This is a genomic window from Acinetobacter sp. CIP A162 (assembly GCF_000367905.1).
In the GTDB taxonomy this organism is placed as follows: Bacteria; Pseudomonadota; Gammaproteobacteria; order Pseudomonadales; family Moraxellaceae; genus Acinetobacter; species Acinetobacter lwoffii.
Genome location: NZ_KB849159.1, coordinates 1,169,193 through 1,195,258 on the forward strand (window position 1 = coordinate 1,169,193; position 26,066 = coordinate 1,195,258).

Genomic DNA, 26,066 nt, shown 5'->3' on the forward strand with positions numbered 1-26,066 from the left:
CAAAGCAAAATTTAGACTTTTATCATGCATTTTAGAGTTTTAAATAATCCAAGAAAGTATCATCAATAAACTGCCTGCTGCGACCACTGTTTGTACACTAATAATACTGGCCATTAACTCGCTATCGCCGCCATATACCCGGGTTAAAACATACGAAGCTGAGGCGGTAGGAAGTGCAAAGAACAAGACTAATACCTGAGTAGTTAATGCATCAATCTGGAAAATTTTACACACTAAAAATGCAATCAGCGGCATTCCGAACAGGCGACCAAAGGTCATCAGGCTGAGTGGCAACATATCACGCTGAAAGCCCTGAAACTGTAAGGCAGCGCCCACACACATCAAACCGAGTGGCAAACTGCACAGTGCAATCTGTTTAAGGAACTGCTCTGCTCCAGTCCAGAGTGACAAACCGGAAAGATTAAATAAACCACCGACAATACAGCCCAGAATTAATGGGTTTTTAGCCAAGCCGAGAATAATTTTGGTGAGCTGCATTTCGTGATTACGGGTAAATGCCAGTACCGATAAGACATTCACCAAAGGAATACACAGCACCATGATCACCGCGAAAATAGTCATACCCTGCTGCTGAAATAAGGCACTGACAGCAGCAAGGCCAATATAGGTGTTAAAGCGTAGTAAACCTTGGACATACACGCCGAAACGCGCATAAGATATCTGGTAAATATGACGCAAAATATACAATGCAATACTGACCACAGCCATAATGCTAAATACAACCAGCACCACATCTTCAATGACTGCCATTTGAATCTTGGCAGTGGCCAGATTTAAAAATAGCATCACTGGAAACAGTGCATAATAATTTAACTTTTCTGCGCCTCGCCAGAAATCATCACTCAACCATTGCCTGCGCTTAAGTAAATAGCCAAAGCTGATCAGTCCGATGAGAGGAAATAAAGAAGTTAAAATAATATGCAGCATATGACATCCTGGTCTGTTTTCTGCCTAATCTTAAGTCACTTAGACTGAACAGAAAACTTAGCATGTTCAGGAGCTTTCCCACTACTCAATTTAAGCAGTAAAAAGCTTGAATTTTCATCAACTAATCATATTGATTTGCTGATTTTTTCTAAAATCAGCAAATGTAACGGAATCAACGGTTCTCCGACATTTTGACCCAGTGGATATGCTTCAATCTTTTCAGTCAGCTGATAGCCACGGCGCTGATAATATGCCAGCAGTTCAATACGGACATTTAATACTGACATCTGAATCACTTTCTTTTTAAATATTTCGAAAATATGGGATTCGGCAAAGTCCAATAATTGCTTGCCATAACCCGAGTTTTGCTCAGCAGGTGCAACAGCAAAGCTTCCAATCTCTGCTACTTGCTGTCCTAAGCTCACGCCAATACAACCAAGAAGCTTATTATCAATTTCCAACACAAAGAGCTGAAAATTTTCTAAATTGAGCAAGTCATATAACTGTTTTTCTTGAATACGATCACCCTGGATCATTCCTGCTTCAGTCGTCCATCCACCAGGAGTACGATAAGCTGTATTAATCAGTATAGTAAGTTGCTGAACATCAGCCTTGCTCGCCAATCGTATATTTTTATAGTGATTCATTTTATAAATAAAAAAAGTCAGACCGGAGTCTGACTTTAAAACAATTTCACTTTAAAGTTAAAGCAAATTATTTAGGTTCAATCGGTGCAAATGGCGCAACAACATCGGCATTTTGCGCACGGTGACGCATGAAGTGATCCATCAGCACAATCGCCAGCATCGCTTCAGCAATCGGGGTTGCACGCACACCTACGCAAGGATCATGACGACCTTTGGTCAACACATCAGTATCTTCACGATCAATATTGATGGTTTTACCTGGCGTGGTGATAGATGCAGTCGGTTTCAACGCAATCGCAACACGAATGTCCTGACCGCTAGAAATACCACCTAGAATACCGCCAGCATGATTGGCCAGGAAGCCATCAGTTGTCAATTCATCACGGCTTTCATGACCAAACTGTTCAGCGACGCCAAAGCCATCACCGATTTCTACACCTTTAACGGCATTAATCGACATCATGGCATGCGCGATGTCAGCATCTAGACGATCAAAGACTGGCTCGCCCCAACCGACTGGCACTTTAGATGCAATGATCTCCAGTTTAGCGCCACAACTGGTACCTTGCTCACGCAAAGACGTCACTAGCGCTTCAAAACGCGGTACTGTATCCACATCGCCACAGAAAAACGGATTGTTTGGAACTTCGTTCCAGTCCAGTTTCTCTGCTTTTTCAGTACCAATCTGGGTTACATGACCACGAATCTCAATGCCAAATTTCTCGAAAAGGAATTTCTTGGCAATTGCACCCGCAGCAACACGCATTGCCGTTTCACGCGCACTTGAACGGCCTCCACCACGGTAATCACGGAAACCATACTTTTGGGTATAGGTATAGTCAGCATGACCCGGTCGGAATGTCTGCGCAATATTGCCGTAGTCTTTCGATTTTTGATCCGTATTACGAATTAACAAACCAATTGAAGTACCGGTGGTTTTACCCTCAAACACACCGGAAATAATTTCTACTTCATCGGGTTCTTTACGTTGGGTTGCAAATTTCGATGTACCCGGCTTACGGCGGTCCAGATCCTTTTGCAAATCAGCTTCAGTCAGCTCAATGCCGGGTGGAACCCCATCGATGATCGCCATCAGGCCAACACCGTGAGATTCACCACAAGTCGTTACACGGAACAGTTGCCCTATACTATTACCTGCCATGTCAAACGACTCCTTATGCTTGAATAGACTGTATGAATAAATCACGGTAGGTACGACATTGCTCTGCAGTCAATGCAAAGATACCCGTACCACCTTTCTGGAATTGTAACCAGTAGAAATCAACCGAATTGAAGTTTTGGCGCATTGCCCATTCTGAGTTACCCACTTCGATCACGATCAGGCCATTCTCAGTCAGATAATCTGCAGCTTGAGCCAGCATTTTACGTACCAGATCCAGACCATCCTGACCTGCAGCAAGCGCAAGCTCAGGCTCATGATGGAATTCCTCAGGCAAATCCGCCATATCTTCCGCATCGACATACGGCGGATTAGATACGATTAAATCGTATTGATTTTCAGCCGGAATTTTTTCGAACAAATCCGATTCAAGCAATGCGATCTGATATTGCTTGTCATGATGCTCAGTATTGATTTGCGCAACTTCCAAGGCTTCTTTGGAAATATCAGTCGCATCCACTTCCGCTTCAGGGAAAGCATAAGCCAAGGCAATCGCGATACAGCCTGAACCGGTACACATATCTAGAATACGTTGAGGCGTCTTTGGATTCGGGTTTTCCGGCAAGTTGTTGACTGCCTCACCCATTTGACCATGTTCGCCTAGGAAATACGGGGCAAAACGGTTCTGAATCAGTTCAGCAATCGGTGAACGAGGGATTAGCACGCGCTCATCAACGTAATAAGGTTTACCGTCGAAGTAAGCCAGGTTCAATAAATATGAAGTTGGTACTTTTTCATTAATACGGCGTTCCAGCAGACTTAAAAATTCGGCTTTTTCACTTGGTAATAATTTGGCATCTAAAATTTCAGCGTCCGCTTTCCATTCTAGCGACAGGGTTTGCAGCACTAGCGCTGAACTTTCAGCAAAATAATCTTCTGTGCCTTGGCCCAAATGTGCATCGTATTGACGTAATGCTGTCACACCAAAACGAATAAAATCACGAATGGTGGTTAAATTTTCAGCGGCTTCCTGCATATGTTCAGGGCTAATAGTCGGTCGATCCACTTAAGGCGTCTCCAAGGTCATTTTTTTAAACGCCTTATGATACCTTGTTTTGCCTGCTTTTATAATGCTAAAGCATGAAAAACACGAATTCTCTACGCCCACAAAAATTATAAAATTCCTGTTTTTGTAAGCGATTATGCAGATAAATGTTTACTTTATTCAGGGATGTTTCTGTTAAATGCCGATACTAATACTATGATGATTTATCGAAAACCGGACGCATAAGAACGAGATTGATAAAGATTAGCCTGATCCATGATCAAAGCCAGCATACATTGACCCTGTTGCTGCTTGGCATATTTTCCTGACATTCTAAAGTTACATTGCTGGGACAGTTTACGCTCCCACAATACATGCTGACTGCGAATGGCGGCGGTCTGGTTCGGATTCAATTTAAGATAAGTTTTATAGTTTTTCTTCAGACGTTTATTGTGAACTTTCAGCTCTTTTTCCAGGCATTTTTCCGCTTTGGGTGTATTACCATAACTAAAATTCATGCACTGTGTATATTCCTTGGAATACCCAACAGCAGCCTGTGTCTGAACCGCAGTACCCACAAAAATTGCAACTAAAAACCATGCAAGACGCATAACTTCCCCTTGACCGAAACCGGTACAATCCCAATAAATGTTTAACAATCAATATTGTTTAAATTATCCACTGATATTAACGCAGTCCAGACAAAAATCCTATGCCTTTCTCGGAATGAAAGATTAAACAGTTGCACAATTGAAAATTGGCACATGACCCACATATAATCCGCATTCAATCTTCAAATGAGCCCAGATCTATGAGCTATAAGCACAATAATCTTATGGCGATGCGCCAGAATTACTGGAATGATAAAGCCTCCAGTCAGGTGCAGCAAGAAAAGGTATTTTTGCAGTCGACCTTAATGCAACATGGCGTATTTACCAATGCGACATTGGACGATGCTAAATATCTGTTTTTTGGCTTGCCAAGTATTGTGATTGTAAAAGGCTATGCTTTGGGCTTCATGCATGACAGCGTACAGCGCCTGATTCATCAACATATTCAAACAAATAAACAACAGTTACAACAACGATCCGAATTAAAAATCCAATTTCAAATGGCATAATGCCCTGTCTAAACTGATACAAACTGGTGAATAAATGAAAGCTTGCCTAGCTTTTACTATGAATTCAGCGGCTTAAACTTTTTTAATACGTGCAGAAACGCTACTATCCCTTACAATGATTTATTCTGCTTCATGCTGATGATGAAAGGATCGAGTTTACATGTCAGATCAGAACGATAAGCTTAAACAACTGAAAACCTCCTCTATGGATCGACGCTTATCGATCGCAAAGGCATCCTTGCTGGCAGGCACGCGTTGGGCGGCTTCTAGTGCAAGCTCCATGTTCTCAAGCGAAGAAGAAAAAGAAAAAAAACGTAAAAAAGCCATGAAAGAACAGGCCGATTATCTGGTAGCAGAAATTGGCAAGCTGAAAGGGTCTATCGTTAAAATTGGCCAGATGATGGCGCTGTACGGTGAGCATTTTCTGCCAGAAGAAGTCACTCAGGCCCTCAATACTCTGAACAATCAGACGGTAGCATTGGCATGGCCAGCCATCAAGACCCAGTTACAGCAACAACTCGGCTCTAAACTCGACGATCTCACCATTGATCATGAACCTTTGGGCACAGCTTCTTTGGCACAGGTACATCGCGCTACCCGAAAATCTGACGGCATGGAACTGGTGTTAAAAATTCAGTATCCGGGTGTGGCAGAAGCCATTGATTCGGATATGAGCCTATTTAAAAACATGCTGAAATTGACCCGCATCGTGCCACAGACTCGCGAATTCGACCAATGGTTCGATGAAGTCCGTGAAATGATGCATCGTGAAGTAAATTATCAGATTGAAGCAGATACCACGCGTCGTTTTGCTGCCCGTTTAAAAGATGATCCTCGCTATATCGTCCCAACCATTATTAATGAATATTGCTCAGATCGTGTGCTGTGCATGACTTTTGAACGCGGTGTGCCGATCAACAGCCCAGTGATGTTGTCCTTACCCCAAGAACGCCGCAACCAGCTAGGTGAAGCCTCTCTAGAAATTGCAGTGCGTGAAATCTTCGAATGGGGCGAGATGCAAACCGATCCGAACTTTGGTAATTATCTGGTTCGTCTCGGCAATGGCGCAGATGTGCACGACAAGATCATTCTGCTCGACTTTGGCGCGATCCGTCAGTTTGACCAGCATCTGCTGAGTGTTGCACGTAATCTGATTCAAGCAGGCTATCATCATGACTCGGATATGATGGTCAAAGCGATGACTGGTTATGAATTTTTTGATTCGATTCCACAAAGCATCAAACCGGATATGGCCAAAGTCTTTTTACTGGCCACCGAAGCGTTTAGTTCACCGCTAAATAATCAAGAATTGCCAGCTGGCATCATGGATGAACATAACCGTTATGACTGGAAAAAAAGCCAGCTGCATAGTCGTGTGATGCAACAGGCGTCGAGATCAATGGCTTCACGTTATTTCAGTGTTCCACCTAAAGAATTTATGTTTATTAGTCGTAAATTTATCGGTGCCTATACTTTTATGACCGTGATTGATGCCAAAACCAATGTGCGTGCCATGATTAAACATCATCTCTCTTAAAATAAAACCTGCATCAAAAAGACCTGGATGATTTTGTCATTCGGGTCAATTTCTAGACATATTTGATTTTTTATATTTTTATCTTTCTTTTAATTTTCATTGATTTATTCATCCCTTTCTTCAATCCAAAAAACCTAAAAATTGTCAATCATTCATGTCAGGGATGACATGGTTTTATCTCTGAGTGCATGTCAGTATTAAAAAATAACGTGACAACACCTTTAGGATAATCAGAATGAATAATATGGTGAATAAAGCCCAAGGATTTGGCTTGTCCCTACTGACAAAAATCGCGGGTAGCGAAGTATTAGACCAATTAAAACTGCGTAAATTTGTTGAAAAATCGCTTTATCAAAGTTCAAAAGCAGGATTCAAAACACTGAGTCAAACCCAGAAAATCCTGAAATCTGGCCAGAAGATTCAAAAACAACGTCTCCCGCATCAGTCTAAATCCTTATTTGATCTAAACCTGACTGAAGAGCAGCAAATGACCTGTAATGCCATGCAGCAATTTGCCCAAGAGGTGCTGTATCCCTTGGCGCATAATGCAGATCAGCATGAATTATTTCCCCATGAACTCTCGCAATACAGCACTGATTTAGGTTTGAATTTCTATGCCCTGCCTGAAGCATTGGGGGGCGTTGCATCGGAACAGAATATCGTCAGCAATATTTTAATCGCTCAACATTTGGCTCAGGGTGATTTCAGTCTGACGGCTGGCTTACTTTCGACTTTTAGTGTCATTAACGCCATTACCCGCTGGGGCTCAGAGCAGATTCAGGCAGAATATCTGGGCGCTTTCGCAGAGAATCCTGAGTTAAAGGCCACCTTTGCAGTACAGGAAAAAACAGCAGCGTTTAACCCGGAGCAACTTAAAACCAAGGCTGTTGCACATCAGGGACATTATCTAATTCTGGGTGAAAAGACCTTAGTGCTCTTGGGAGAAAGTGCCGATCTGTATCTGGTCAGTGCTGATCTGGATGGCAGAGCTGAGGTCTTTGTGGTGCAACGCGACAGTACCATCACTGCGAAAAAATCGCCGGCTATGGGTTTAAAGGCCACTGAAACCGTTACGCTCAAATTTGAAAATACTCCAGCTCAACGTCTGGGAGATAAAGATTTTGATTATGCAGCTTTTGTTGATCTGGGTAATTTAATGTGGTGTGCGATGGCGGTGGGCACCTGTGAAACAGTCAAAAAATACTGTGTGCAATACGCCAATGACCGTATTGCCTTTGGCGAACCGATTTCTCATCGTCAGAGTGTCGCCTTTATGATTGCTGATATGGCCATTGAAATTGACGCTATGCAAATGTTGATCATGAATGCCGCCAGTCTGGCTGAATCCGGTCAAGCTTTTCATCGTGAGGCTTATTTGGCACGTCTGCTCTGCGCAGAAAAATCCATGAAAATAGGCACCGATGGTGTACAGATTTTGGGTGGTCATGGTTTTACCAAAGAACATCCGGTAGAACGCTGGTATAGAGACCTGCGAGCCACTGCCATTCTCCATTCTGGCTTACATGCCTGATCAGAACATAAAGAAGAACAATGATGAATCTACAAACTCCAAAAAAATTTAAGCTTTTGATTGATCAAGCACATGAAGTTGCCCTCAATGTTTTGCGTCCGATTTCACGTAAATACGACAAGGCTGAACATGCTTATCCGATAGAACTAGACATGCTAGCTTCAGTCGTGGATGGCATGAACCAAGGTAGTGAAGGCATGAATGCTGGTGCAGCGGTGAATAAACGGGGCGATGCAGACAACAGCAATAAAAATGGCATTAATATATCTACTGCCCTGAGCATTATTGAAATGTGTTATGGCGATACTGGCTTATTACTCTCGATGCCACGCCAAGGATTAGGAAATTCAGCCATTGCAGCCGTTGCCAATGAGGAGCAATTGCACCGTTTTCATGGAACTTGGGCGGCCATGGCGATTACCGAGTCAGGTTGCGGTTCAGATTCCGCTGCGATTCGTACCACTGCGACTAAAGACGGTGATGACTATATTCTGAATGGCGAGAAAATTTTTGTGACCTCTGGAGAGCGTGCTGATGCAGTGGTCGTTTGGGCAACTCTGGATAAAAAGCTGGGACGATCAGCCATTAAATCATTTGTGGTGACCAAAGGTACTCCAGGAATGAAGGTTGAACGACTGGAACATAAATTAGGGATTAAATCATCCGATACTGCCACGATCAGCTTTATCAACTGTCGAGTACCTACTGCAAACTTGCTCGGCCATGCAGAAATCGATGTTGCTAAAGGCTTTGCTGGCGTGATGGAAACCTTTGATAATACTCGTCCGCTGGTCGCCGCCATGGCGATTGGTTGTGCGAAAGCCTCGCTGGAACGCATCAAGGAGATTTTTAAGGATCAGCTGGACTCCACTTATGCCACACCGTATTTACAAAGCTCTAATATCGCAGCACAAATCTATCGTATGGAAGCTGAATGGGAAGCAGCACGCTTGCTGATGCTGAAGGCCGCCTGGATGGCCGATAATCACAAACCAAATTCACGTGAAGCATCTATTGCCAAAGCCAAGGCCGGTCGGATCGGTAATGAAATTACCTTAAAATGTGTCGAACTTGCGGCAGCCATTGGTTATAACGAAACTGAACTTTTAGAAAAATGGGCGCGTGATTCCAAGATTCTGGATATTTTTGAAGGCACCCAGCAAATTCAGCAACTGATTATTGCCCGTCGGGAACTAGGAAAATCATCGAGCGAATTAAAATAATGATTACTCATTAAATAGCGAATTAAACTTACATGAGTTAATTAAACGATGGATTTTTTAAGGATTTAAGGTTATAAAAATTCATCGTTTTTTCAAAATAAAATCAGTCCAATATGTACTCTATTCGTCCTATTCAGCCTGAAGATAATGCCCAAATTGCAAACATTATTCGTCGTGTTTCCCAAGAATTTGGACTGGCAGCAGAATCTGGTTTTGCCGTAGGTGATTCTATTCTAGATGAGCTATATCAAGTTTATCAGCAACCAAAATCAGCTTACTGGGTTGTTGTGGATCAACAAAATAAAATTTACGGGGGTGGTGGAATTGCGCCATTAAAAGGTGATGCAACTATTTTAGAAATTCAGAAAATGTACTTTTTACCTGAAATTCGTCAGCAGGGTTTTGCCAAGAAAATTTTAGAATTATCCTTTGAATTTGCACAGACTCATCAAATTAAGTCAGTCTATCTAGAAACAACTAAAGCGCTTTGGCAAGCGGTGAAACTCTATGAAAAATTAGGTTTTCAGCATCTTGATCAGCCTGAAGGCAATACCGGACATAGTGAAGCCTGTGAAATCTGGATGCTGAAAACCCTTTCAACTTAGAGGTTTTTTAGTAAATAGATAAAATTTGTACATTAATAAAGTGCTTTCATCAGCAGCAAGCTTGACTCTTGTATATAGGCTGCCTAACATCGAAATACGTTTATTCAGGCATGGAATTCACAGTTTGTTTTTTTCTCATTTATTCAATCTAATTAAATCTAAACGTTCACTATTTAATTCTCATTCTTTTAAATTTTCTTCTATTTTATTGAGCACTTTTCTTTTTGTGGGTTGCTCATCCTTGGGCGGAGGGCCGGTAGAAAAGCGCGCAGCTAAACTATCTAAAGGCATTCAAACTGCTTATTCCACCCCATCCAGTACAGCTAATCGTGTTTCACCTTTAATTGTTCAACATGCACAAAATCAGGGTGTAGATCCGCTTCTAGTGGCGGCTATGATCCGTCAGGAATCTACTTATCGTAGCCAGGCAACTTCGCCAGCAGGTGCGGTAGGCTTGATGCAAGTGATTCCGAGATATTGGCAACAAACTTGTCCAGGTGATTTATACAATGAAAGCAGTAATATCCAATGTGGTACATATATTCTTTCTAAATATAATCAATCATCCGGTGACTGGAAGAAAGCGCTTGCCTATTATAATGTAGGTCCATCGGGTTATGAAAATAATCGTAAAATGCGTAAACAAGGTAAACGTTATGCCAAACAAGTAAAACAGCATAAAAAAATGCTGAAAGACTCTCTATAATTACTGATTTAAGCTAATTAAATTAATAATGCTTAGGCTATTTGATGTAAAGCTTTGATAATTAGTAGTTATTAAATAATACCTATTGAAATTTCTGCTATGAAAGCATATTTAGAAAATATTAACTACAGTTGTGATATGCGTGTTCGGTAAAATACCCTGCCATAACAAACCAGCGATTCGCTGGTTTGTTATGTGCCAAAATTTACAAGATCAGCTTATAAACTCTTATAGCGCTAGCTTTACAGATCTCAATAGGTCAAACAAATTGACAGGAATCATCTGCCTCAGAAGAATCTGATCAGCTTTGAGATAGATATATTAAATATCTTATCTAAAATCCCCCACATAAAAAAATCCCCCTCTGCCTTAGCGGAGGGGGATTTTCGAATAATGAGCTGGCGATGACTTACTCTCACATGGGTAACCCCACACTACCATCAGCGCTAAGAGGTTTCACTTCTGAGTTCGGGAAGGGATCAGGTGGTTCACTCTTGCTATGGTCGCCAGCACAACTGTTTATGGACTTGTTCGGGTCTTATTTACGCTGTTTATTTCGTATGCCTTACTTCGTACCAAATAGAATTCATTAACAGGTTTTATTTGAGTTGAATATTGTCATACTAACGAGCTTATGAATCAAGCTGTTTTGCTGAATATCGAATCGATTGATGCTTAATACAACAACTGTTTGGGTGTTGTATAGTCAAGCCTCACGAGCAATTAGTATTGGTCAGCTTCACATATCACTATGCTTCCACATCCAACCTATCAACGTCGTAGTCTTCAACGGCTCTTTAGGAGACATAAAGTCTCGGGGAAATCTTATCTTGAGGTAGGCTTCCCGCTTAGATGCTTTCAGCGGTTATCCCTTCCGAACATAGCTACCCGGCGATGCCACTGGCGTGACAACCGGTACACCAGAGGTTCGTCCACTCTGGTCCTCTCGTACTAGGAGCAGATCCTCTCAAATTTCCAACGCCCACGGTAGATAGGGACCGAACTGTCTCACGACGTTCTAAACCCAGCTCGCGTACCTCTTTAAATGGCGAACAGCCATACCCTTGGGACCTGCTTCAGCCCCAGGATGAGATGAGCCGACATCGAGGTGCCAAACACCGCCGTCGATATGAACTCTTGGGCGGTATCAGCCTGTTATCCCCAGAGTACCTTTTATCCGTTGAGCGATGGCCCTTCCATACAGAACCACCGGATCACTAAGACCTACTTTCGTACCTGCTCGACTTGTGGGTCTCGCAGTTAAGCGCGCTTTTGCCTTTATACTCTACGCGTGATTTCCGACCACGCTGAGCGCACCTTCGTACTCCTCCGTTACTCTTTAGGAGGAGACCGCCCCAGTCAAACTACCCACCAGACATGGTCCTCGTCCCGGATAACGGGACAGAGTTAGAACCTCAATATTACCAGGGTGGTATTTCAAGGACGGCTCCATCGCAACTAGCGTCGCGACTTCAAAGCCTCCCACCTATCCTACACAAGTAAGATCAAAGTTCAATGTCAAGCTGCAGTAAAGGTTCACGGGGTCTTTCCGTCTAGCCGCGGGTACACCGCATCTTCACGGCGAATTCGATTTCACTGAGTCTCTGCTGGAGACAGCGCCCCCATCATTATGCCATTCGTGCAGGTCGGAACTTACCCGACAAGGAATTTCGCTACCTTAGGACCGTTATAGTTACGGCCGCCGTTTACTGGGGCTTCGATCAAGAGCTTCGCTTACGCTAACCCCATCAATTAACCTTCCAGCACCGGGCAGGCATCACACCCTATACGTCCACTTTCGTGTTTGCAGAGTGCTATGTTTTTAATAAACAGTTGCAGGGGCCTGGTTTCTGAGGCTGTCGGCCGCTCAAGGAGCAAGTCCTATCACAGACAACAGCGTACCTTCTCCCGAAGTTACGGTACCATTTTGCCTAGTTCCTTCAGCAGAGTTCTCTCAAGCGCTTTGGTCTACTCGACCTGACCACCTGTGTCGGTTTCGGGTACGATTCCTGTGTAACTGAAGCTTAGAGACTTTTCCTGGAAGCATGGTATCAGCCACTTCACTGTACAAGTACAGCTTGCTATCAGTTCTCAGCATAGAGTACCCCGGATTTGCCTAAGATACATGCCTACAACCTTCCACCTGGACAACCAACGCCAGGCTGACTTAACCTTCTCCGTCCTCTCATCGCATTACACAGAAGTATTGGAATATTAACCAATTTCCCATCGACTACGCCTCTCGGCCTCGCCTTAGGGGTCGACTCACCCAGCCCCGATTAACGTTGGACTGGAACCCTTGGTCTTTCAGCGTGCGAGTTTTTCACTCGCATTGTCGTTACTCACGTCAGCATTCGCACTTCTGATACCTCCAGCAGACTTCTCAATCCACCTTCATCGGCTTACAGAACGCTCCCCTACCACGCATAATAAATTATGCATCCGCAGCTTCGGCATATAGTTTTAGCCCCGTTACATCTTCCGCGCAGGCCGACTCGACTAGTGAGCTATTACGCTTTCTTTAAAGGGTGGCTGCTTCTAAGCCAACCTCCTAGCTGTCTATGCCTTCCCACATCGTTTCCCACTTAACTATAATTTTGGGGCCTTAGCTGGCGGTCTGGATTGTTTTCCTCTTGACTACGGACGTTAGCACCCGCAGTCTGTCTCCCGGATAGTACTCATTGGTATTCGGAGTTTGCATCGGTTTGGTAAGTCGGGATGACCCCCTAGCCGAAACAGTGCTCTACCCCCAATGGTATTCGTCCGAGGCGCTACCTAAATAGCTTTCGGGGAGAACCAGCTATCACCAAGTTTGATTAGCCTTTCACCCCTATCCACAAGTCATCCCCTGGCTTTTCAACGACAGTGGGTTCGGTCCTCCAGTTAGTGTTACCCAACCTTCAACCTGCTCATGGATAGATCACCTGGTTTCGGGTCTATACCCAGCAACTAAACGCCCTATTAAGACTCGGTTTCCCTACGGCTCCCCTATTCGGTTAACCTTGCTACTGAATATAAGTCGCTGACCCATTATACAAAAGGTACGCAGTCACCGGACACAATGCCGGCTCCCACTGCTTGTATGCATGCGGTTTCAGGATCTATTTCACTCCCCTCACAGGGGTTCTTTTCGCCTTTCCCTCACGGTACTGGTTCACTATCGGTCAGTCAGGAGTATTTAGCCTTGGAGGATGGTCCCCCCATATTCAGACAAGGTTTCACGTGCCTCGCCCTACTCGACATCATCATATAAGCCCTTTCGTGTACAGGACTATCACCGTCTACGGTCGCACTTCCCAGAGCGTTCCACTAGAACTTATATGACTTAATGGGCTCTTCCCCTTTCGCTCGCCGCTACTGAGGGAATCTCAATTGATTTCTTTTCCTAAGGGTACTGAGATGTTTCACTTCCCCTCGTTCGCCTTGCAACACTATGTATTCATGTTGCAATACCTACCTTATGGTAAGTGGGTTTCCCCATTCAGACATCTCCGGATCACAGGATATTTGCCGCCTCCCCGGAGCTTTTCGCAGGCTATCACGTCTTTCTTCGCCTCTGACTGCCAAGGCATCCACCACATGCACTTAATTACTTGACTATACAACCCCAAACAGTCGTTTATCCTTACAAGTAGGATAAGCAACAGAGCTTGTCTTGCGACTTACTCATACAGTTGGCGTTTCGTAGACTTAACTACTGTACAGCTTCAATTAGATTCATATACCAAAACGCTTGATTCAGTTAATTTCGCTAGAACTCATTTCTTGTAGTTGCCTACTTGAAACGAGTTTGAACAAATTATTTCAACTCAAATATATTCTGTTAATGATTTTTCCAGCCTTCGTCAGGTCAGGAAACTGTGATAAATCACAGAGGTTATCAAGTGCGCGTATCATAACGCCTGTACTTGTTAATCTCTAGGATCTAAACACTTGATCGCTTAGGAACTAAACAACTTCATCACTGTATGCTTACATACTGCGCGAAGCGTAGCTTCTTGCTTAAATTTCAAGTAAAAGCCTTAAAGCAGTGCTTTAAGTTTTATGATCTTGAAATTTGGTGGAGACTAGGAGAGTCGAACTCCTGACCTCCTGCGTGCAAAGCAGGCGCTCTACCAACTAAGCTAAGTCCCCAGCTTATCAATAAGTCAATGTATCGTTCTGTTCTGTTTGCTTCAGCACTTTCATGCTTCGTTAGTCAGATTTGGTGGGTCTGACAAGACTTGAACTTGTGACCCCACGCTTATCAAGCGTGTGCTCTAACCAACTGAGCTACAGACCCTCAGATACATCGTATGAAGAACAACTTGTTGTGGATTCTTACCAATCGTCAATCTTTCGTTAAGGAGGTGATCCAGCCGCAGGTTCCCCTACGGCTACCTTGTTACGACTTCACCCCAGTCATCTGCCACACCGTGGTAAGCGTCCCCCCTAAGGTTAGACTACCTACTTCTGGTGCAACAAACTCCCATGGTGTGACGGGCGGTGTGTACAAGGCCCGGGAACGTATTCACCGCGGCATTCTGATCCGCGATTACTAGCGATTCCGACTTCATGGAGTCGAGTTGCAGACTCCAATCCGGACTACGATCGGCTTTTTGAGATTAGCATCCTCTCGCGAGGTAGCAACCCTTTGTACCGACCATTGTAGCACGTGTGTAGCCCTGGTCGTAAGGGCCATGATGACTTGACGTCGTCCCCGCCTTCCTCCAGTTTGTCACTGGCAGTATCCTTAAAGTTCCCGGCTTAACCCGCTGGCAAATAAGGAAAAGGGTTGCGCTCGTTGCGGGACTTAACCCAACATCTCACGACACGAGCTGACGACAGCCATGCAGCACCTGTATGTAAGTTCCCGAAGGCACCAATCCATCTCTGGAAAGTTCTTACTATGTCAAGACCAGGTAAGGTTCTTCGCGTTGCATCGAATTAAACCACATGCTCCACCGCTTGTGCGGGCCCCCGTCAATTCATTTGAGTTTTAGTCTTGCGACCGTACTCCCCAGGCGGTCTACTTATCGCGTTAGCTGCGCCACTAAAGCCTCAAAGGCCCCAACGGCTAGTAGACATCGTTTACGGCATGGACTACCAGGGTATCTAATCCTGTTTGCTCCCCATGCTTTCGCACCTCAGTGTCAGTATTAGGCCAGATGGCTGCCTTCGCCATCGGTATTCCTCCAGATCTCTACGCATTTCACCGCTACACCTGGAATTCTACCATCCTCTCCCATACTCTAGCCAACCAGTATCGAATGCAATTCCCAAGTTAAGCTCGGGGATTTCACATTTGACTTAATTGGCCACCTACGCGCGCTTTACGCCCAGTAAATCCGATTAACGCTTGCACCCTCTGTATTACCGCGGCTGCTGGCACAGAGTTAGCCGGTGCTTATTCTGCGAGTAACGTCCACTATCCAAGAGTATTAATCTCGGTAGCCTCCTCCTCGCTTAAAGTGCTTTACAACCAAAAGGCCTTCTTCACACACGCGGCATGGCTGGATCAGGGTTCCCCCCATTGTCCAATATTCCCCACTGCTGCCTCCCGTAGGAGTCTGGGCCGTGTCTCAGTCCCAGTGTGGCGGATCATCCTCTCAGACCCGCTACAGATCGTCGCCTTGGTAGGCCTTTACCCCACCAACTAGCTAATCCGACTTAGGCTCATCTATTAGCGCAAGGCCCGAAGGTCCCCTGCTTTCTCCCGTAGGACGTATGCGGTATTAGCATCCCTTTCGAGATGTTGTCCCCCACTAATAGGCAGATTCCTAAGCATTACTCACCCGTCCGCCGCTAGGTTAGGTAGCAAGCTACCTTTCCCCGCTCGACTTGCATGTGTTAAGCCTGCCGCCAGCGTTCAATCTGAGCCATGATCAAACTCTTCAGTTTAATACTATGTAGCACCTTAAAGGGTGCCAATCTTGGCTCATCAATTTTCTGACAAATATTTCTCAAATAAACTTCGAGTAATTTCTACCATCAATCAATGAAAATAATTTCGATCGATCAACCAGTAAAAATCCACACAAGTTGTTCTTCATAATCTCTTAATGATCTTTCCAACACCTCGTCAGTGCCAGAAGCTGGACTTCGATAAACTCAACAACTCCGCCATTCTGCTTCGTTCGTTTCCGTCTATCTCGTCGGTATGTGCTCATTATAGGGCAATTTCTTACACGTGCAAGCGCTTTTAACGCACAGGAATCACGAGTGTTTTATTTTTATGCACCAAATTGGTTCAATTCCATACAATTCATTACATAAGTACATATTTTTAAAACAGAAATATAAATTAAATATTTCTGCTTTATTCTATGCCTAGTTTTTCACGACTGGTGCTTTAATCGTCACACTGGTGATTTTTACAGGGTTCACCGGCACATTTTGATGCATTCCATAGTTTCGGGTCGGTACTTTAGCAATCTGATCGACGATATCCATACCTTTAGTGACCTTACCAAATACCGCATAGCCGGCATTTCTAGCAGAACGATCCAGGAAATCATTATCGACCAGGTTCACAAAGAATTGTGCTCGGGCAGAATCCGGCTGATTGGTACGCGCCATGGCTAAAGTACCGCGTTTATTTTGCAGACCATTCGATGATTCATTTTTAATGGGTGCTTGAGTATTGGCTTTTTCTTGCATGTTCACATCAAAGCCACCACCCTGCACCATAAAGCCTGGAATGACGCGGTGAAAAATCGTGTCCTTATAGAAGTTGCTCTTTACATAGCTTTCGAAGTTCTTTGCCGAGATTGGAGCTTTGTCATTGAAGAGTTCAATTTCAATATTTCCAGATGAAGTCTTCATCTCAATAATCGTATTTGCAGCGAAGCTTGGTAGACTGACCGCAGCAAGTGCGATGACACATAATGATTTCTTTAACATTTATTAACTCATCTACTTAGAAGTAATGGTTGTGAATGACTATATATTAATCTTTTATAACTCATAATGCAGTGACCTGCCGACTAAAGACAAGAGAATAAGAATGAAGCATGCATTATTACAGGAGCAAAATATCCACCAGTTTCCACCTTGGCATTTGCAGGGTGAGGGTTTTATTCTGAATTATTGGCTGACCCCAAGCTTTATTGAGCAAGCGAAACAGTTCCGTATTGCGCCTTCTCCGCTGGGTCGTATGGTCCAAGTCTTATTGGTGCGTTATCACACTTCGCCGATTGGCCCTTATGAAGAGTTACTGATTCTGGATCATCCTTTAATTAGTAAACGGCGCCTCAGCTCGATTCCTAAAATTTATGTGTCTACCCATGAGTCTGTGGTACACGGTCAGCATTTATGGGGCATTCCCAAAGAACATGCGCAATTTGAATGGCAGGAAAAGGATCAGGAAGTACTGTGTCAGATTCAACACCAGAACCAGCATATGACGATTCGGCTGAAGAAAACCAAATCTGCACGCCAGTTCTATATTAATAGTCATCATATTCCAGCGTCTATGTTGAAAATCCAGCAAGCCTGGAAAGGCCAGCGTTTTCAGTTTAGTCCACAGTTTCGCGGTCACCTCTCCAAACTCTCGCAAGTAGAATGGCAAGATGCCGAGAATATATTTCCAGACTTTTCCAAAGCCAAATTGCTGCAAAGCTTTTATGTCCCCAAATTCAATCTGATCTTTCCTGAAGCGCAGATCAGCAGCAAAGTATAAGAACTGATAAAAACCTATCTATAAAAAAAGGTGTTTCATGAGAAACACCTTTTTGCATTTATGCTTTCGATTTAACTATTTTTGTCCCAGAATTTGCGGAAGTTCTTGCTGATCTCAATCACATATTTTTTGGCACGGCGGGAGATCGGGGTCAGGTTGATAAAACCATGGGCCTGATCGGTATATTCATCATAATGAACAGCTACACCATTCTGACGCAACTTGTGTGCATAGATTGAACCCTCATCATGCAGGACATCATGACGTGCTGTAATCACATAACTTGGCGGCAAGTTTTGCAATTCACCATAGGTCGGTGAAATCAGCGGATCATCCAGTTCAATCTGATGGGTTTGGGCATACATTAAGGTCACCAGATCAATATCCTGCTCTGAAAGTACCAGTCCATCTTTATAGGCATAGAAAGAAGGATGGCGGCTTTTAAAGTCGACCGCCGGATAAAGCAAAAGCTGCGCTCGTGCAGCATAAGATTTGCCTGCACTGCGCTGTGCCACGACAGTAGCCAGATTTCCACCCGCACTGTCCCCTGCCACGGCAATCCGGTTTTTATAGACTTTTAGCTGCTTGCTATGCTGATGTGCCCACGCCAAGGCATCTTCACAGACTTGTACCATCTGCAAGGGGCTAAATTCTGGCGTCAGCGGATAAGCTACGCTTAGCACCTGTACTTTGGCATGTACTGCCAGCAAGCGACAGAATTCATCATGGCTGTCCAGACCGCCCACCATAAATGCACCGCCATGATAAAAAATCACCATCGGCAACTTCTTTTGTGGAGCTGGATGATAATGCCGGGCAAAGATGCTGCCACTCTGTAGAGGAAGGCGGAGCTCTTCAACAAATTTGACCGCGGTCGGTCTAGCCCGGATGGCTTTCATACGTGCATCAAACAATGTGCGCGAATGAGCCAGATCCTCACTAATAAAACTGCTATGCCCCTGTTTTATCTGGATGGCCATCAGGCATTTAACCAATGGATCTAAATCAGGATAAACATGAGGATAATCCAGAGCCTTGACCAATGCTTCCTGTGCAATGCCAGGTAAGCGGTCCAGCATACGCGCTGCCGTCCCTTGTCCCTTTTCCATCACACTTTTCAGAACCGGAGGATTCACAGTCATTATTTTTAGTCCTTATTCTCTTAATTCTTCATAGTTTCTACACGATTAGTGTTTCAGTGACCATATTCTTATATAAGTCTTAATATCAATGTACATATAGCTTCTACTCGATACGTTACCCTCATTTATAAAAGATATCATTGACCGTTTAAAGGTTATTTTTGACGTACTTTTGCGAGCTTAAGTATATTTTTTATTACAAATCGGGAGGATGCCTATGGCTAGAAAAATTATAGCTCTGTCTTTGGCGACTGCATTTTTAGCTGTAGGCTGCGTCGCATTTCCTGAAGATGGTGGCTATTATGACGGCCGCTATGATCAGCGTTATGACCGTCGCTATGAACTGGACCGGCATTATGAACAAGATCGTCGCTATGAGCGGCAACGCTGGGAATATGAACAGCAACACAAACGTATTGAACTCGATCGACGTAAACAGGAATTACAACGTCGCAATTGGGAGCAGGATCGTAAAAGAAAGTTAGAGCTTGATCGACGTAAAAGCCAACTGGAACGGCAGCGCCATGAACAGCAACGTAAAAATATCATGACGCAACGGCAAAAACAGGCAGAAGCAGAACGCAAGCGTCGTCAGGATCTGGAGCGTAAACGTGCAACAGATCAGCGCAGTAAAAAAGTCCAGCAAAATCGTTCTAATCAACGCTGGAATGACAACCGACGCCATCAGGAACAACGTTCACGGGATCGTCGTGACTAAGACTTGAATCACCCTCTCTATTAAAAGCCCAGACTGGGCTTTTTTAATGAAAAAGGTAGCTGCCAGATAGACAAAGACCCTAAAGAAAATTTCTTTAGGGCCTTTGCAGAGGGTTATGTTAAACGAACTTCCACTTCGCTTATGCTTCTCAGCAATTCAACCAGAACATCCTGTTCTCTACACAAATTATCCTATCGAATCAACTTGCTCTCATGAAGCGGACATTCACTATCCAAGCTGTAAGTTTTATCTTACAAACCGCTAAAATAGAGACGACTGATTCCAACAAATTCAAAAAAGGTAAATTCTGGACAAAAAAAGGCTTATCTAGAGAACAGGATAAGCCACGAAAACACATTTCAAAATAAGAAGAAACTACAGCGATAGAATCTGGAATAAATATTAATCAAAAGTTCATCTATTGTGAAAGACTTTATTGCTTAGATATTAATCGTTTTTATGTCTAATAAATAAACAGGCAAAAAAAAGCTGAGTTTTGGGGATACTCAGCTTGAAAAAAGCAATTCTAAAATAGGGCAACAGCAACCCGGTTCGGCTCTCTCCTCTGAACAAGGTCGCTGTTAATAGAAGTATGATGCAATTTTTTTACCAATACTTAAAACGGATTAAAATTATTAATTTGATTCAAAAATACGATTATTCATTTTTTATGTTTATATTCAAATACTTAATTCTTAGATTTAGTCGCGAATTGAATCTATTCAGTTCAAAATTCGGATTCATCGCTGCTGATGTCCGTGTATTTTATTCTCATCCTATCCTGCTGTTGTGTTCTGAATAGCTTGTTCTGCTATCCGCTGGATTCAGTATTTTGTATAAATCTTAAATTTAATCTGGGTCGACGCTTGAATTTTTACACCCTGCCCCGATTTCTTTAGGTAATCAAGAACTTCACAACCATGGCAGTTCAGCATAAACGCAGTGAACACTGAGGCCTAAGGACTGTACATGTTTAAGAACCCATTTAAACGGAGTAAATCAATGGCGACTGAGCAAAACGAGCAAGCTCAACAACTTGAGCAAGAGCAAGCGGAACAAGATACAGCGCAAACTCAAGCTGAAACCGAGCAGGCTGAAGTTTCCGTTGAGTCTTTACAAGAGCAGATTGCGCAGCTTGAAGGTGATTTAAAGTTAGAAAAAGCCCGTACCGCCAATGCAGTCTATGAAGCACAAAAAAGTGTTGAACGTATTCAGCGTGAATCTGAAAAGCATAAAGATACGGTTCTGGAAAAGTTCTCTAAAGAGCTTCTAGAAACAGTCGACAATCTGGAGCGTGCCATTGTGGCTGCAGGTGAAGAGCAAACACCATTGCGTGAAGGCGTTGAACTGACCCTTAAATCGTTATTGCATACCTTGGAGAAATTCGGGGTTGTGGCAGTAGACACCAACAACGGTTTCAATGCTGACCTGCACCAGGCAGTCGGGATTGATCCAAATGCCAAAGCCAATGAAATTGGGACTGTTTTGCAAAAGGGCTACACGCTCAACAGTCGCTTATTGCGTCCTGCTATGGTGATGGTCGGCGCTTAAGCCAAATAATTTCGGGAGTTTGTGAAATTTTTCAAAAAATTTACTTGAAAAAAATCGAACGGCTCTCATATCGGATAACAAGTGTAAATCACAAAAAAATTTTAGAGGAAACATCCAAATGGCTAAAATCATTGGTATTGACTTAGGTACTACAAACTCATGTGTTGCAGTACTTGAAGGCGACAAAGTTAAAGTAATCGAAAACGCTGAAGGCGCACGTACCACTCCATCTATTATTGCCTATAAAGATGGCGAAATTCTGGTAGGTCAATCTGCAAAGCGTCAAGCAGTAACAAATCCGAAAAACACATTGTTCGCGATCAAACGTTTGATCGGTCGTCGTTATGAAGACCAAGCGGTACAAAAAGATATCGGTTTAGTTCCTTACAAAATCATCAAAGCAGACAACGGTGATGCTTGGGTTGATGTCAACGACAAAAAATTGGCGCCACAACAGGTTTCTGCTGAAATCTTGAAAAAGATGAAGAAAACTGCTGAAGATTACCTGGGCGAAACCGTAACTGAAGCTGTTATTACTGTTCCTGCTTACTTCAACGATGCACAACGTCAAGCAACTAAAGATGCAGGTAAAATTGCAGGTTTAGAAGTTAAACGTATCATCAACGAGCCAACTGCTGCGGCACTTGCGTTCGGTATGGACAAGAAAGAAGGCGACCGTAAAATCGCGGTTTACGACTTGGGTGGTGGTACTTTCGACGTTTCAATCATTGAAATTGCTGACCTTGATGGTGACCAGCAAATCGAAGTATTGTCGACTAACGGTGATACGTTCCTAGGTGGTGAAGACTTCGATAACGCGTTAATCGAGTTCCTGGTTGAAGAGTTCAAGAAAGAACAAAACTTTAACCTGAAACAAGATCCACTGGCGTTACAGCGTTTAAAAGAAGCTGCGGAGAAAGCGAAAATCGAGCTTTCTTCTTCAAATGCAACTGAAATCAACCTTCCATACATCACTGCTGATGCGACTGGTCCTAAACACTTAGTGATCAACGTAACACGTGCAAAACTTGAAGGTCTGGTTGCTGACCTGGTTGCGCGTACCATTGAACCTTGCCGTATTGCGCTTAAAGATGCAGGTCTTTCGACTTCTGACATCTCTGACGTGATCCTGGTAGGTGGTCAGTCTCGTATGCCAATGGTTCAACAAAAGGTTCAAGAGTTCTTCGGTAAAGAGCCACGTAAAGACGTAAACCCTGATGAAGCAGTCGCAATGGGTGCTGCGATTCAAGGTGCGGTACTTTCAGGTGACAAAACTGACGTACTTCTACTTGACGTAACTCCGTTGACACTTGGTATTGAAACCATGGGCGGCGTGTTGACTGCAATCATCGAGAAAAACACCACGATTCCTGCGAAGAAATCTCAAGTGTTCTCAACCGCTGCGGACAACCAGCCTGCTGTAGACATTTCAGTTTACCAAGGTGAACGTAAAATGGCGCAGCAAAACAAATTGTTGGGTAACTTCCAGTTAGGCGACATCCCACCTGCGCCACGTGGTGTGCCACAAATTGAAGTATCTTTCGACATCAATGCTGATGGTATCTTGAAAGTATCTGCGAAAGACAAGAGCACTGGTAAAGAGCAATCGATCCAGATTAAAGCAAACTCAGGTTTGTCTGATGCTGAAATCGAAGCAATGATCAAAGATGCTGAAGCGAATGCTGAAGAAGACCGTAAATTTGAAGAGCTTGCAAAAGCACGCAACGAAGCGGATGCTTTAGTTGCTTCTTCACAAAAAGCAGTGAAAGATCTTGGTGAACAAGTAACAGCTGACGAAAAAACTGCTGTTGAAACGGCGGTTTCTGAGCTTGAAGCTGCAACTAAAGAAAATGACGTTGAAGAAATCAAAGCGAAAACTGAAGCGCTGCAAAATATCATCATGCCAATTACACAACGTGCATATGAAGCTGCTCAAGGCCAAGGTGGTGCGCAAGGTTTTGACCCGAATGCATTCCAAGGCGGCGAAGGTCAATCTCAAAAAGCGGACGACGGCGTTGTAGATGCTGAGTTCACTGAAGTGAAAGATGACAAAAAATAATTTGTCGCTTTAACTGAAAAAACCGCGCGAAAGCGCGGTTTTTTTATGTCTCGACTTAAAAGAATAAAATAAAAATTACTAAAATTTGATCGTATTTTCAGGAAAAGCTGTTTAAGTTAAATCCAACATTAAAATACCCTGAACCCATGAAAATTCTAATTTTGCTGCCTTTACTGAGTTGCTTGGGCCTGACAGCGTGTAGCCTGCCCGTTTCATCTCTCCTATCTCAAAGCACTTCGACTCAATCCACCCAAGCCATTGCCCAATTATTTGATCAGGCGCAAAGCGCGGGTGTTCTAGTGATTCAGCGTGGTCAACAGATACAGGTTTATGGTAATGATTTAAGCCGTGCAGATACCGAATATGTTCCCGCCTCTACTTTTAAAATGCTCAATGCCCTGATTGGCCTGCAACATGGCAAAGCCACAACCAATGAAATTTTTAAATGGGATGGCAAGAAACGCAGTTTTGCAGCCTGGGAAAAAGACATGACTCTCGGCGAAGCCATGCAAGCTTCTGCTGTACCCGTGTATCAGGAACTGGCACGTCGCATTGGCCTTGAATTGATGCAACAGGAAGTACAACGCATCCAATTTGGTAATCAGCAGATTGGTCAACAGGTCGATAACTTCTGGTTGGTAGGCCCTTTGAAAGTTACTCCAAAACAGGAAGTCCAATTTGTTTCTGCGTTGGCCCGAGAGCAACTGGCCTTTGATCCTCAAGTCCAGCAACAAGTCAAAGCCATGTTATTTTTACAGGAGCGGAAAGCTTATCGACTATATGTCAAATCCGGTTGGGGCATGGATGTGGAACCGCAAGTCGGCTGGCTCACCGGCTGGGTTGAAACACCGCAAGCCGAGATCGTGGCATTTTCACTGAATATGCAGATGCGAAATGGTATGGATCCGGCGATCCGCCTTGAAATTTTGCAGCAGGCTTTGGCCGAATTAGGGCTTTATCCAAAAGCTGAAGGATGATGCAAATAAGCATGGGAAAGGCATTAAAATTAAGCTATATTTTTAAAAAATAGACATTTAAATAAAAAATATGCGTCTTCTGCTCTGTCTGCTCGTAGTGGGATTGATCATGTCTGCCTATCTACATATGCAGGCCCAAACCCATCCTCAACTGCGCTATAACTCGCTGGCTGATCGCTTGACGCATCCTTTCGATACACGCTTACGTTTCCGAATTGATCAGGTCGATTCAGGCTTTGGACTAAGTAAAGATCAAGTCATTCAACTGAGCAAGGAAGCGATCGAAATCTGGCATCAGGGAAGCAATCGTGATGATTTGATGGTCTATGATGAAAATGCCAGGCTGAGTATTCACCTGATCTATGATCAACGCCAGCAAGACTATGATGCCTTGAAGAAAGTCGAAAAACAGTTGCTGGCAGATGACGCCAAGTATCAACGTCAGGTCAAAAATCTGGAAGCATCCCATCAGCATCTGGAAAGTCAGCAGCAACGCCTCATTCAGCAAAAAAACCAGATCAATAGTGAATTTCAAGCCTTACAGCAACGACGCCGTCAGCCAAATTTATCTGCTTATGAACATGAGCAGATTGAATATGAGGTTTTGGCTTTACAGCGCAAATCGGAAAGTTTTCAACGGGAACTTCAGTACCTTCAGGAACAGCAAAGTTCCTTTAATATGAATGTTTCCATGCATCAACATGGTCTGCAAAACCATCAGCAGAATATCATTCAAGCCCAACAGCGTTTCCCTGCCCGCGAATTTCATAAAGGCGTGTTTATGGGTGATCAAATTCATGTCTATCAGTTTGATGCAGAAGATGATCTCCGTCTGACTCTGGCACATGAACTCGGACATGCCTTGGGGCTGTATCACCATAATGACCCGGAAGCACTGATGTATCCGGTGCTGGGTAAACAGAATCTGCAACACTTCCAGCTGCGACCTGCAGACAAGACCTTGCTTTATAACCGTTAAGTGATCAGCTTGAATTCCCTAATTAATTTAAGTGTATAAGTATTATAAAAAACACTCTATTCTGATTTCATGTTATTGTGATTGGCTACATTGTTCAGGCCATCTTTGGAGATTCGTGTGAGTTACTACCATATTTTAATTGAAGTAAATGACCACATTAGTACGATTGATGAAACCCGTGATATCGAAATCTTTGATATCGAGGACATCCAACCCTATCTTCATTCGATTTTGCTGCCTTATTTCAATGAACAACTGATTGAACTCGACGATGAAAATCTGGAATATAAAGATATTCTGCATCTGGAAATCAAACAGACTTTATTGCCGATCAATGACCTGATCGAAGAAGAACAGCGTCTGTTGCCAAGCGATACCGACATTACCATTAGCGCCTATGAAATTTTCAATAACCGCGAGTTGAGTCAGGATGTTACTACTGTAATCTTTGATCTGCTTGAAGCGGTAAAACTGGATAGCTAAACTTTCCTCCAGATA

The 26,066-nt window shown here is 43.6% G+C and carries 20 protein-coding genes, 2 tRNA genes and 3 rRNA genes; 13 read left to right on the plus strand and 12 right to left on the minus strand.

The genetic code is table 11. From position 1 onward, the window contains the following. Window positions 1-39: 39 nt before the first annotated feature. The 5 genes from F995_RS11910 to F995_RS11930 all read right to left on the minus strand — a co-directional run bounded on the left by F995_RS11910 (window position 40) and on the right by F995_RS11930 (window position 4,371). Window positions 40-948, minus strand: coding sequence for an AEC family transporter (locus F995_RS11910; RefSeq protein ID WP_004647100.1), 909 nt, complete (start codon window positions 946-948; stop codon window positions 40-42). A 125-nt stretch (window positions 949-1,073) separates the two neighbouring features. After that, window positions 1,074-1,595: a GNAT family N-acetyltransferase gene (locus tag F995_RS11915; protein WP_004647101.1), complete on the minus strand. Its 522-nt coding sequence runs from the start codon at window positions 1,593-1,595 to the stop codon at window positions 1,074-1,076. A gap of 67 nt (window positions 1,596-1,662) precedes the next feature. Then, the gene (aroC, locus tag F995_RS11920; RefSeq protein WP_004647102.1) at window positions 1,663-2,757 is read right to left on the minus strand and encodes a chorismate synthase; all 1,095 of its coding nucleotides are present in this window, start codon (window positions 2,755-2,757) and stop codon (window positions 1,663-1,665) included. Between the two features lie 13 nt (window positions 2,758-2,770). Next, window positions 2,771-3,781 (minus strand): 50S ribosomal protein L3 N(5)-glutamine methyltransferase, encoded by a 1,011-nt coding sequence (prmB, locus tag F995_RS11925; RefSeq protein ID WP_004647103.1) that lies wholly within the window; start codon window positions 3,779-3,781, stop codon window positions 2,771-2,773. A 203-nt stretch (window positions 3,782-3,984) separates the two neighbouring features. Next, window positions 3,985-4,371 (minus strand): lysozyme inhibitor LprI family protein, encoded by a 387-nt coding sequence (locus F995_RS11930; protein ID WP_004647104.1) that lies wholly within the window; start codon window positions 4,369-4,371, stop codon window positions 3,985-3,987. Between the two features lie 200 nt (window positions 4,372-4,571). Here F995_RS11930 and F995_RS11935 point away from each other — a divergent pair, with 200 nt between their 5' ends. The 6 genes from F995_RS11935 (at window position 4,572) to F995_RS11960 (ending at window position 10,482) form a co-directional block, all read left to right on the plus strand. Further along, complete coding sequence (locus F995_RS11935) at window positions 4,572-4,880, plus strand: hypothetical protein (RefSeq protein ID WP_004647105.1); 309 nt, start codon at window positions 4,572-4,574, stop codon at window positions 4,878-4,880. A gap of 160 nt (window positions 4,881-5,040) precedes the next feature. After that, window positions 5,041-6,417 (plus strand): ABC1 kinase family protein, encoded by a 1,377-nt coding sequence (locus F995_RS11940; RefSeq protein WP_004647106.1) that lies wholly within the window; start codon window positions 5,041-5,043, stop codon window positions 6,415-6,417. 244 nt (window positions 6,418-6,661) lie between these two features. Next, window positions 6,662-7,948 carry an acyl-CoA dehydrogenase family protein gene (locus F995_RS11945; protein ID WP_171057018.1) on the plus strand — a complete coding sequence of 429 codons (1,287 nt, stop codon included), beginning with the start codon at window positions 6,662-6,664 and terminating at the stop codon, window positions 7,946-7,948. Window positions 7,949-7,971: 23 nt separating this feature from the next. Continuing rightward, a complete protein-coding gene (locus F995_RS11950; RefSeq protein WP_016806953.1) occupies window positions 7,972-9,171 on the plus strand; it encodes an acyl-CoA dehydrogenase family protein in 1,200 nt (399 codons plus the stop codon). A gap of 113 nt (window positions 9,172-9,284) precedes the next feature. Beyond that, the gene (locus F995_RS11955; RefSeq protein WP_004647110.1) at window positions 9,285-9,776 is read left to right on the plus strand and encodes a GNAT family N-acetyltransferase; all 492 of its coding nucleotides are present in this window, start codon (window positions 9,285-9,287) and stop codon (window positions 9,774-9,776) included. Between the two features lie 124 nt (window positions 9,777-9,900). Then, on the plus strand, window positions 9,901-10,482 hold the full coding sequence (locus F995_RS11960) for a lytic transglycosylase domain-containing protein (protein ID WP_004647111.1): 582 nt from the start codon (window positions 9,901-9,903) through the stop codon (window positions 10,480-10,482). A 396-nt stretch (window positions 10,483-10,878) separates the two neighbouring features. Here the strand turns inward: F995_RS11960 and rrf are convergent. The 6 genes from rrf to F995_RS11990 all read right to left on the minus strand — a co-directional run bounded on the left by rrf (window position 10,879) and on the right by F995_RS11990 (window position 17,364). Beyond that, window positions 10,879-10,993 (minus strand): 5S ribosomal RNA (gene rrf, locus F995_RS11965). A gap of 191 nt (window positions 10,994-11,184) precedes the next feature. Then, a 23S ribosomal RNA gene (locus F995_RS11970) occupies window positions 11,185-14,081 on the minus strand. Window positions 14,082-14,540: 459 nt separating this feature from the next. After that, window positions 14,541-14,616: transfer RNA gene (locus tag F995_RS11975), tRNA-Ala, on the minus strand. 71 nt (window positions 14,617-14,687) lie between these two features. Beyond that, window positions 14,688-14,764: transfer RNA gene (locus F995_RS11980), tRNA-Ile, on the minus strand. 60 nt (window positions 14,765-14,824) lie between these two features. Then, a 16S ribosomal RNA gene (locus F995_RS11985) occupies window positions 14,825-16,362 on the minus strand. The 16S, 23S and 5S rRNA genes sit together here with 2 tRNA genes alongside, the layout of an rRNA operon. 429 nt (window positions 16,363-16,791) lie before the next feature. Beyond that, entirely contained in the window at window positions 16,792-17,364 is a 573-nt protein-coding gene (locus tag F995_RS11990) for a peptidylprolyl isomerase A (protein ID WP_004647112.1), read from the minus strand. 103 nt (window positions 17,365-17,467) lie between these two features. Here F995_RS11990 and F995_RS11995 point away from each other — a divergent pair, with 103 nt between their 5' ends. Further along, window positions 17,468-18,142 carry an acetoacetate decarboxylase family protein gene (locus F995_RS11995; RefSeq protein WP_004647113.1) on the plus strand — a complete coding sequence of 225 codons (675 nt, stop codon included), beginning with the start codon at window positions 17,468-17,470 and terminating at the stop codon, window positions 18,140-18,142. Window positions 18,143-18,213: 71 nt separating this feature from the next. On the opposite strand, the gene F995_RS12000 is transcribed toward F995_RS11995, so the two are convergent. Then, window positions 18,214-19,284, minus strand: a complete 1,071-nt coding sequence (locus F995_RS12000) for an alpha/beta hydrolase (protein ID WP_004647114.1) — start codon at window positions 19,282-19,284, stop codon at window positions 18,214-18,216. Window positions 19,285-19,501: 217 nt separating this feature from the next. On the opposite strand from F995_RS12000, the gene F995_RS12005 reads away from it, so the two are divergent. From F995_RS12005 to F995_RS12030, 6 genes are all read left to right on the plus strand, one after another. Next, window positions 19,502-20,002: a hypothetical protein gene (locus F995_RS12005; RefSeq protein ID WP_004647115.1), complete on the plus strand. Its 501-nt coding sequence runs from the start codon at window positions 19,502-19,504 to the stop codon at window positions 20,000-20,002. A 1,002-nt stretch (window positions 20,003-21,004) separates the two neighbouring features. Further along, window positions 21,005-21,553 carry a nucleotide exchange factor GrpE gene (grpE, locus tag F995_RS12010; RefSeq protein ID WP_004647116.1) on the plus strand — a complete coding sequence of 183 codons (549 nt, stop codon included), beginning with the start codon at window positions 21,005-21,007 and terminating at the stop codon, window positions 21,551-21,553. A gap of 118 nt (window positions 21,554-21,671) precedes the next feature. Further along, window positions 21,672-23,612 (plus strand): molecular chaperone DnaK, encoded by a 1,941-nt coding sequence (gene dnaK / locus F995_RS12015; RefSeq protein WP_004647118.1) that lies wholly within the window; start codon window positions 21,672-21,674, stop codon window positions 23,610-23,612. Window positions 23,613-23,758: 146 nt separating this feature from the next. Then, window positions 23,759-24,589 carry an OXA-134 family carbapenem-hydrolyzing class D beta-lactamase OXA-283 gene (locus F995_RS12020; RefSeq protein ID WP_004647119.1) on the plus strand — a complete coding sequence of 277 codons (831 nt, stop codon included), beginning with the start codon at window positions 23,759-23,761 and terminating at the stop codon, window positions 24,587-24,589. Between the two features lie 70 nt (window positions 24,590-24,659). Further along, window positions 24,660-25,568, plus strand: a complete 909-nt coding sequence (locus F995_RS12025) for a matrixin family metalloprotease (protein ID WP_004647120.1) — start codon at window positions 24,660-24,662, stop codon at window positions 25,566-25,568. Between the two features lie 105 nt (window positions 25,569-25,673). Then, window positions 25,674-26,051 (plus strand): hypothetical protein, encoded by a 378-nt coding sequence (locus F995_RS12030; RefSeq protein WP_016806936.1) that lies wholly within the window; start codon window positions 25,674-25,676, stop codon window positions 26,049-26,051. Window positions 26,052-26,066: the final 15 nt, after the last annotated feature.

What these genes read in the sequence shown, in the direction of transcription:
- F995_RS11910 (WP_004647100.1), bottom strand. Translation starts at nt 948, where the DNA reads ATGCTGCATATTATTTTAACTTCTTTATTTCCTCTCATCGGACTGATC.
- F995_RS11915 (WP_004647101.1), bottom strand. Translation starts at nt 1,595, where the DNA reads ATGAATCACTATAAAAATATACGATTGGCGAGCAAGGCTGATGTTCAG.
- aroC (WP_004647102.1), bottom strand. Translation starts at nt 2,757, where the DNA reads ATGGCAGGTAATAGTATAGGGCAACTGTTCCGTGTAACGACTTGTGGT.
- F995_RS11930 (WP_004647104.1), bottom strand. Translation starts at nt 4,371, where the DNA reads ATGCGTCTTGCATGGTTTTTAGTTGCAATTTTTGTGGGTACTGCGGTT.
- F995_RS11935 (WP_004647105.1), top strand. Translation starts at nt 4,572, where the DNA reads ATGAGCTATAAGCACAATAATCTTATGGCGATGCGCCAGAATTACTGG.
- F995_RS11940 (WP_004647106.1), top strand. Translation starts at nt 5,041, where the DNA reads ATGTCAGATCAGAACGATAAGCTTAAACAACTGAAAACCTCCTCTATG.
- F995_RS11945 (WP_171057018.1), top strand. Translation starts at nt 6,662, where the DNA reads ATGGTGAATAAAGCCCAAGGATTTGGCTTGTCCCTACTGACAAAAATC.
- F995_RS11950 (WP_016806953.1), top strand. Translation starts at nt 7,972, where the DNA reads ATGAATCTACAAACTCCAAAAAAATTTAAGCTTTTGATTGATCAAGCA.
- F995_RS11955 (WP_004647110.1), top strand. Translation starts at nt 9,285, where the DNA reads ATGTACTCTATTCGTCCTATTCAGCCTGAAGATAATGCCCAAATTGCA.
- F995_RS11990 (WP_004647112.1), bottom strand. Translation starts at nt 17,364, where the DNA reads ATGTTAAAGAAATCATTATGTGTCATCGCACTTGCTGCGGTCAGTCTA.
- F995_RS11995 (WP_004647113.1), top strand. Translation starts at nt 17,468, where the DNA reads ATGAAGCATGCATTATTACAGGAGCAAAATATCCACCAGTTTCCACCT.
- F995_RS12000 (WP_004647114.1), bottom strand. Translation starts at nt 19,284, where the DNA reads ATGACTGTGAATCCTCCGGTTCTGAAAAGTGTGATGGAAAAGGGACAA.
- F995_RS12005 (WP_004647115.1), top strand. Translation starts at nt 19,502, where the DNA reads ATGGCTAGAAAAATTATAGCTCTGTCTTTGGCGACTGCATTTTTAGCT.
- grpE (WP_004647116.1), top strand. Translation starts at nt 21,005, where the DNA reads ATGGCGACTGAGCAAAACGAGCAAGCTCAACAACTTGAGCAAGAGCAA.
- dnaK (WP_004647118.1), top strand. Translation starts at nt 21,672, where the DNA reads ATGGCTAAAATCATTGGTATTGACTTAGGTACTACAAACTCATGTGTT.
- F995_RS12020 (WP_004647119.1), top strand. Translation starts at nt 23,759, where the DNA reads ATGAAAATTCTAATTTTGCTGCCTTTACTGAGTTGCTTGGGCCTGACA.
- F995_RS12025 (WP_004647120.1), top strand. Translation starts at nt 24,660, where the DNA reads ATGCGTCTTCTGCTCTGTCTGCTCGTAGTGGGATTGATCATGTCTGCC.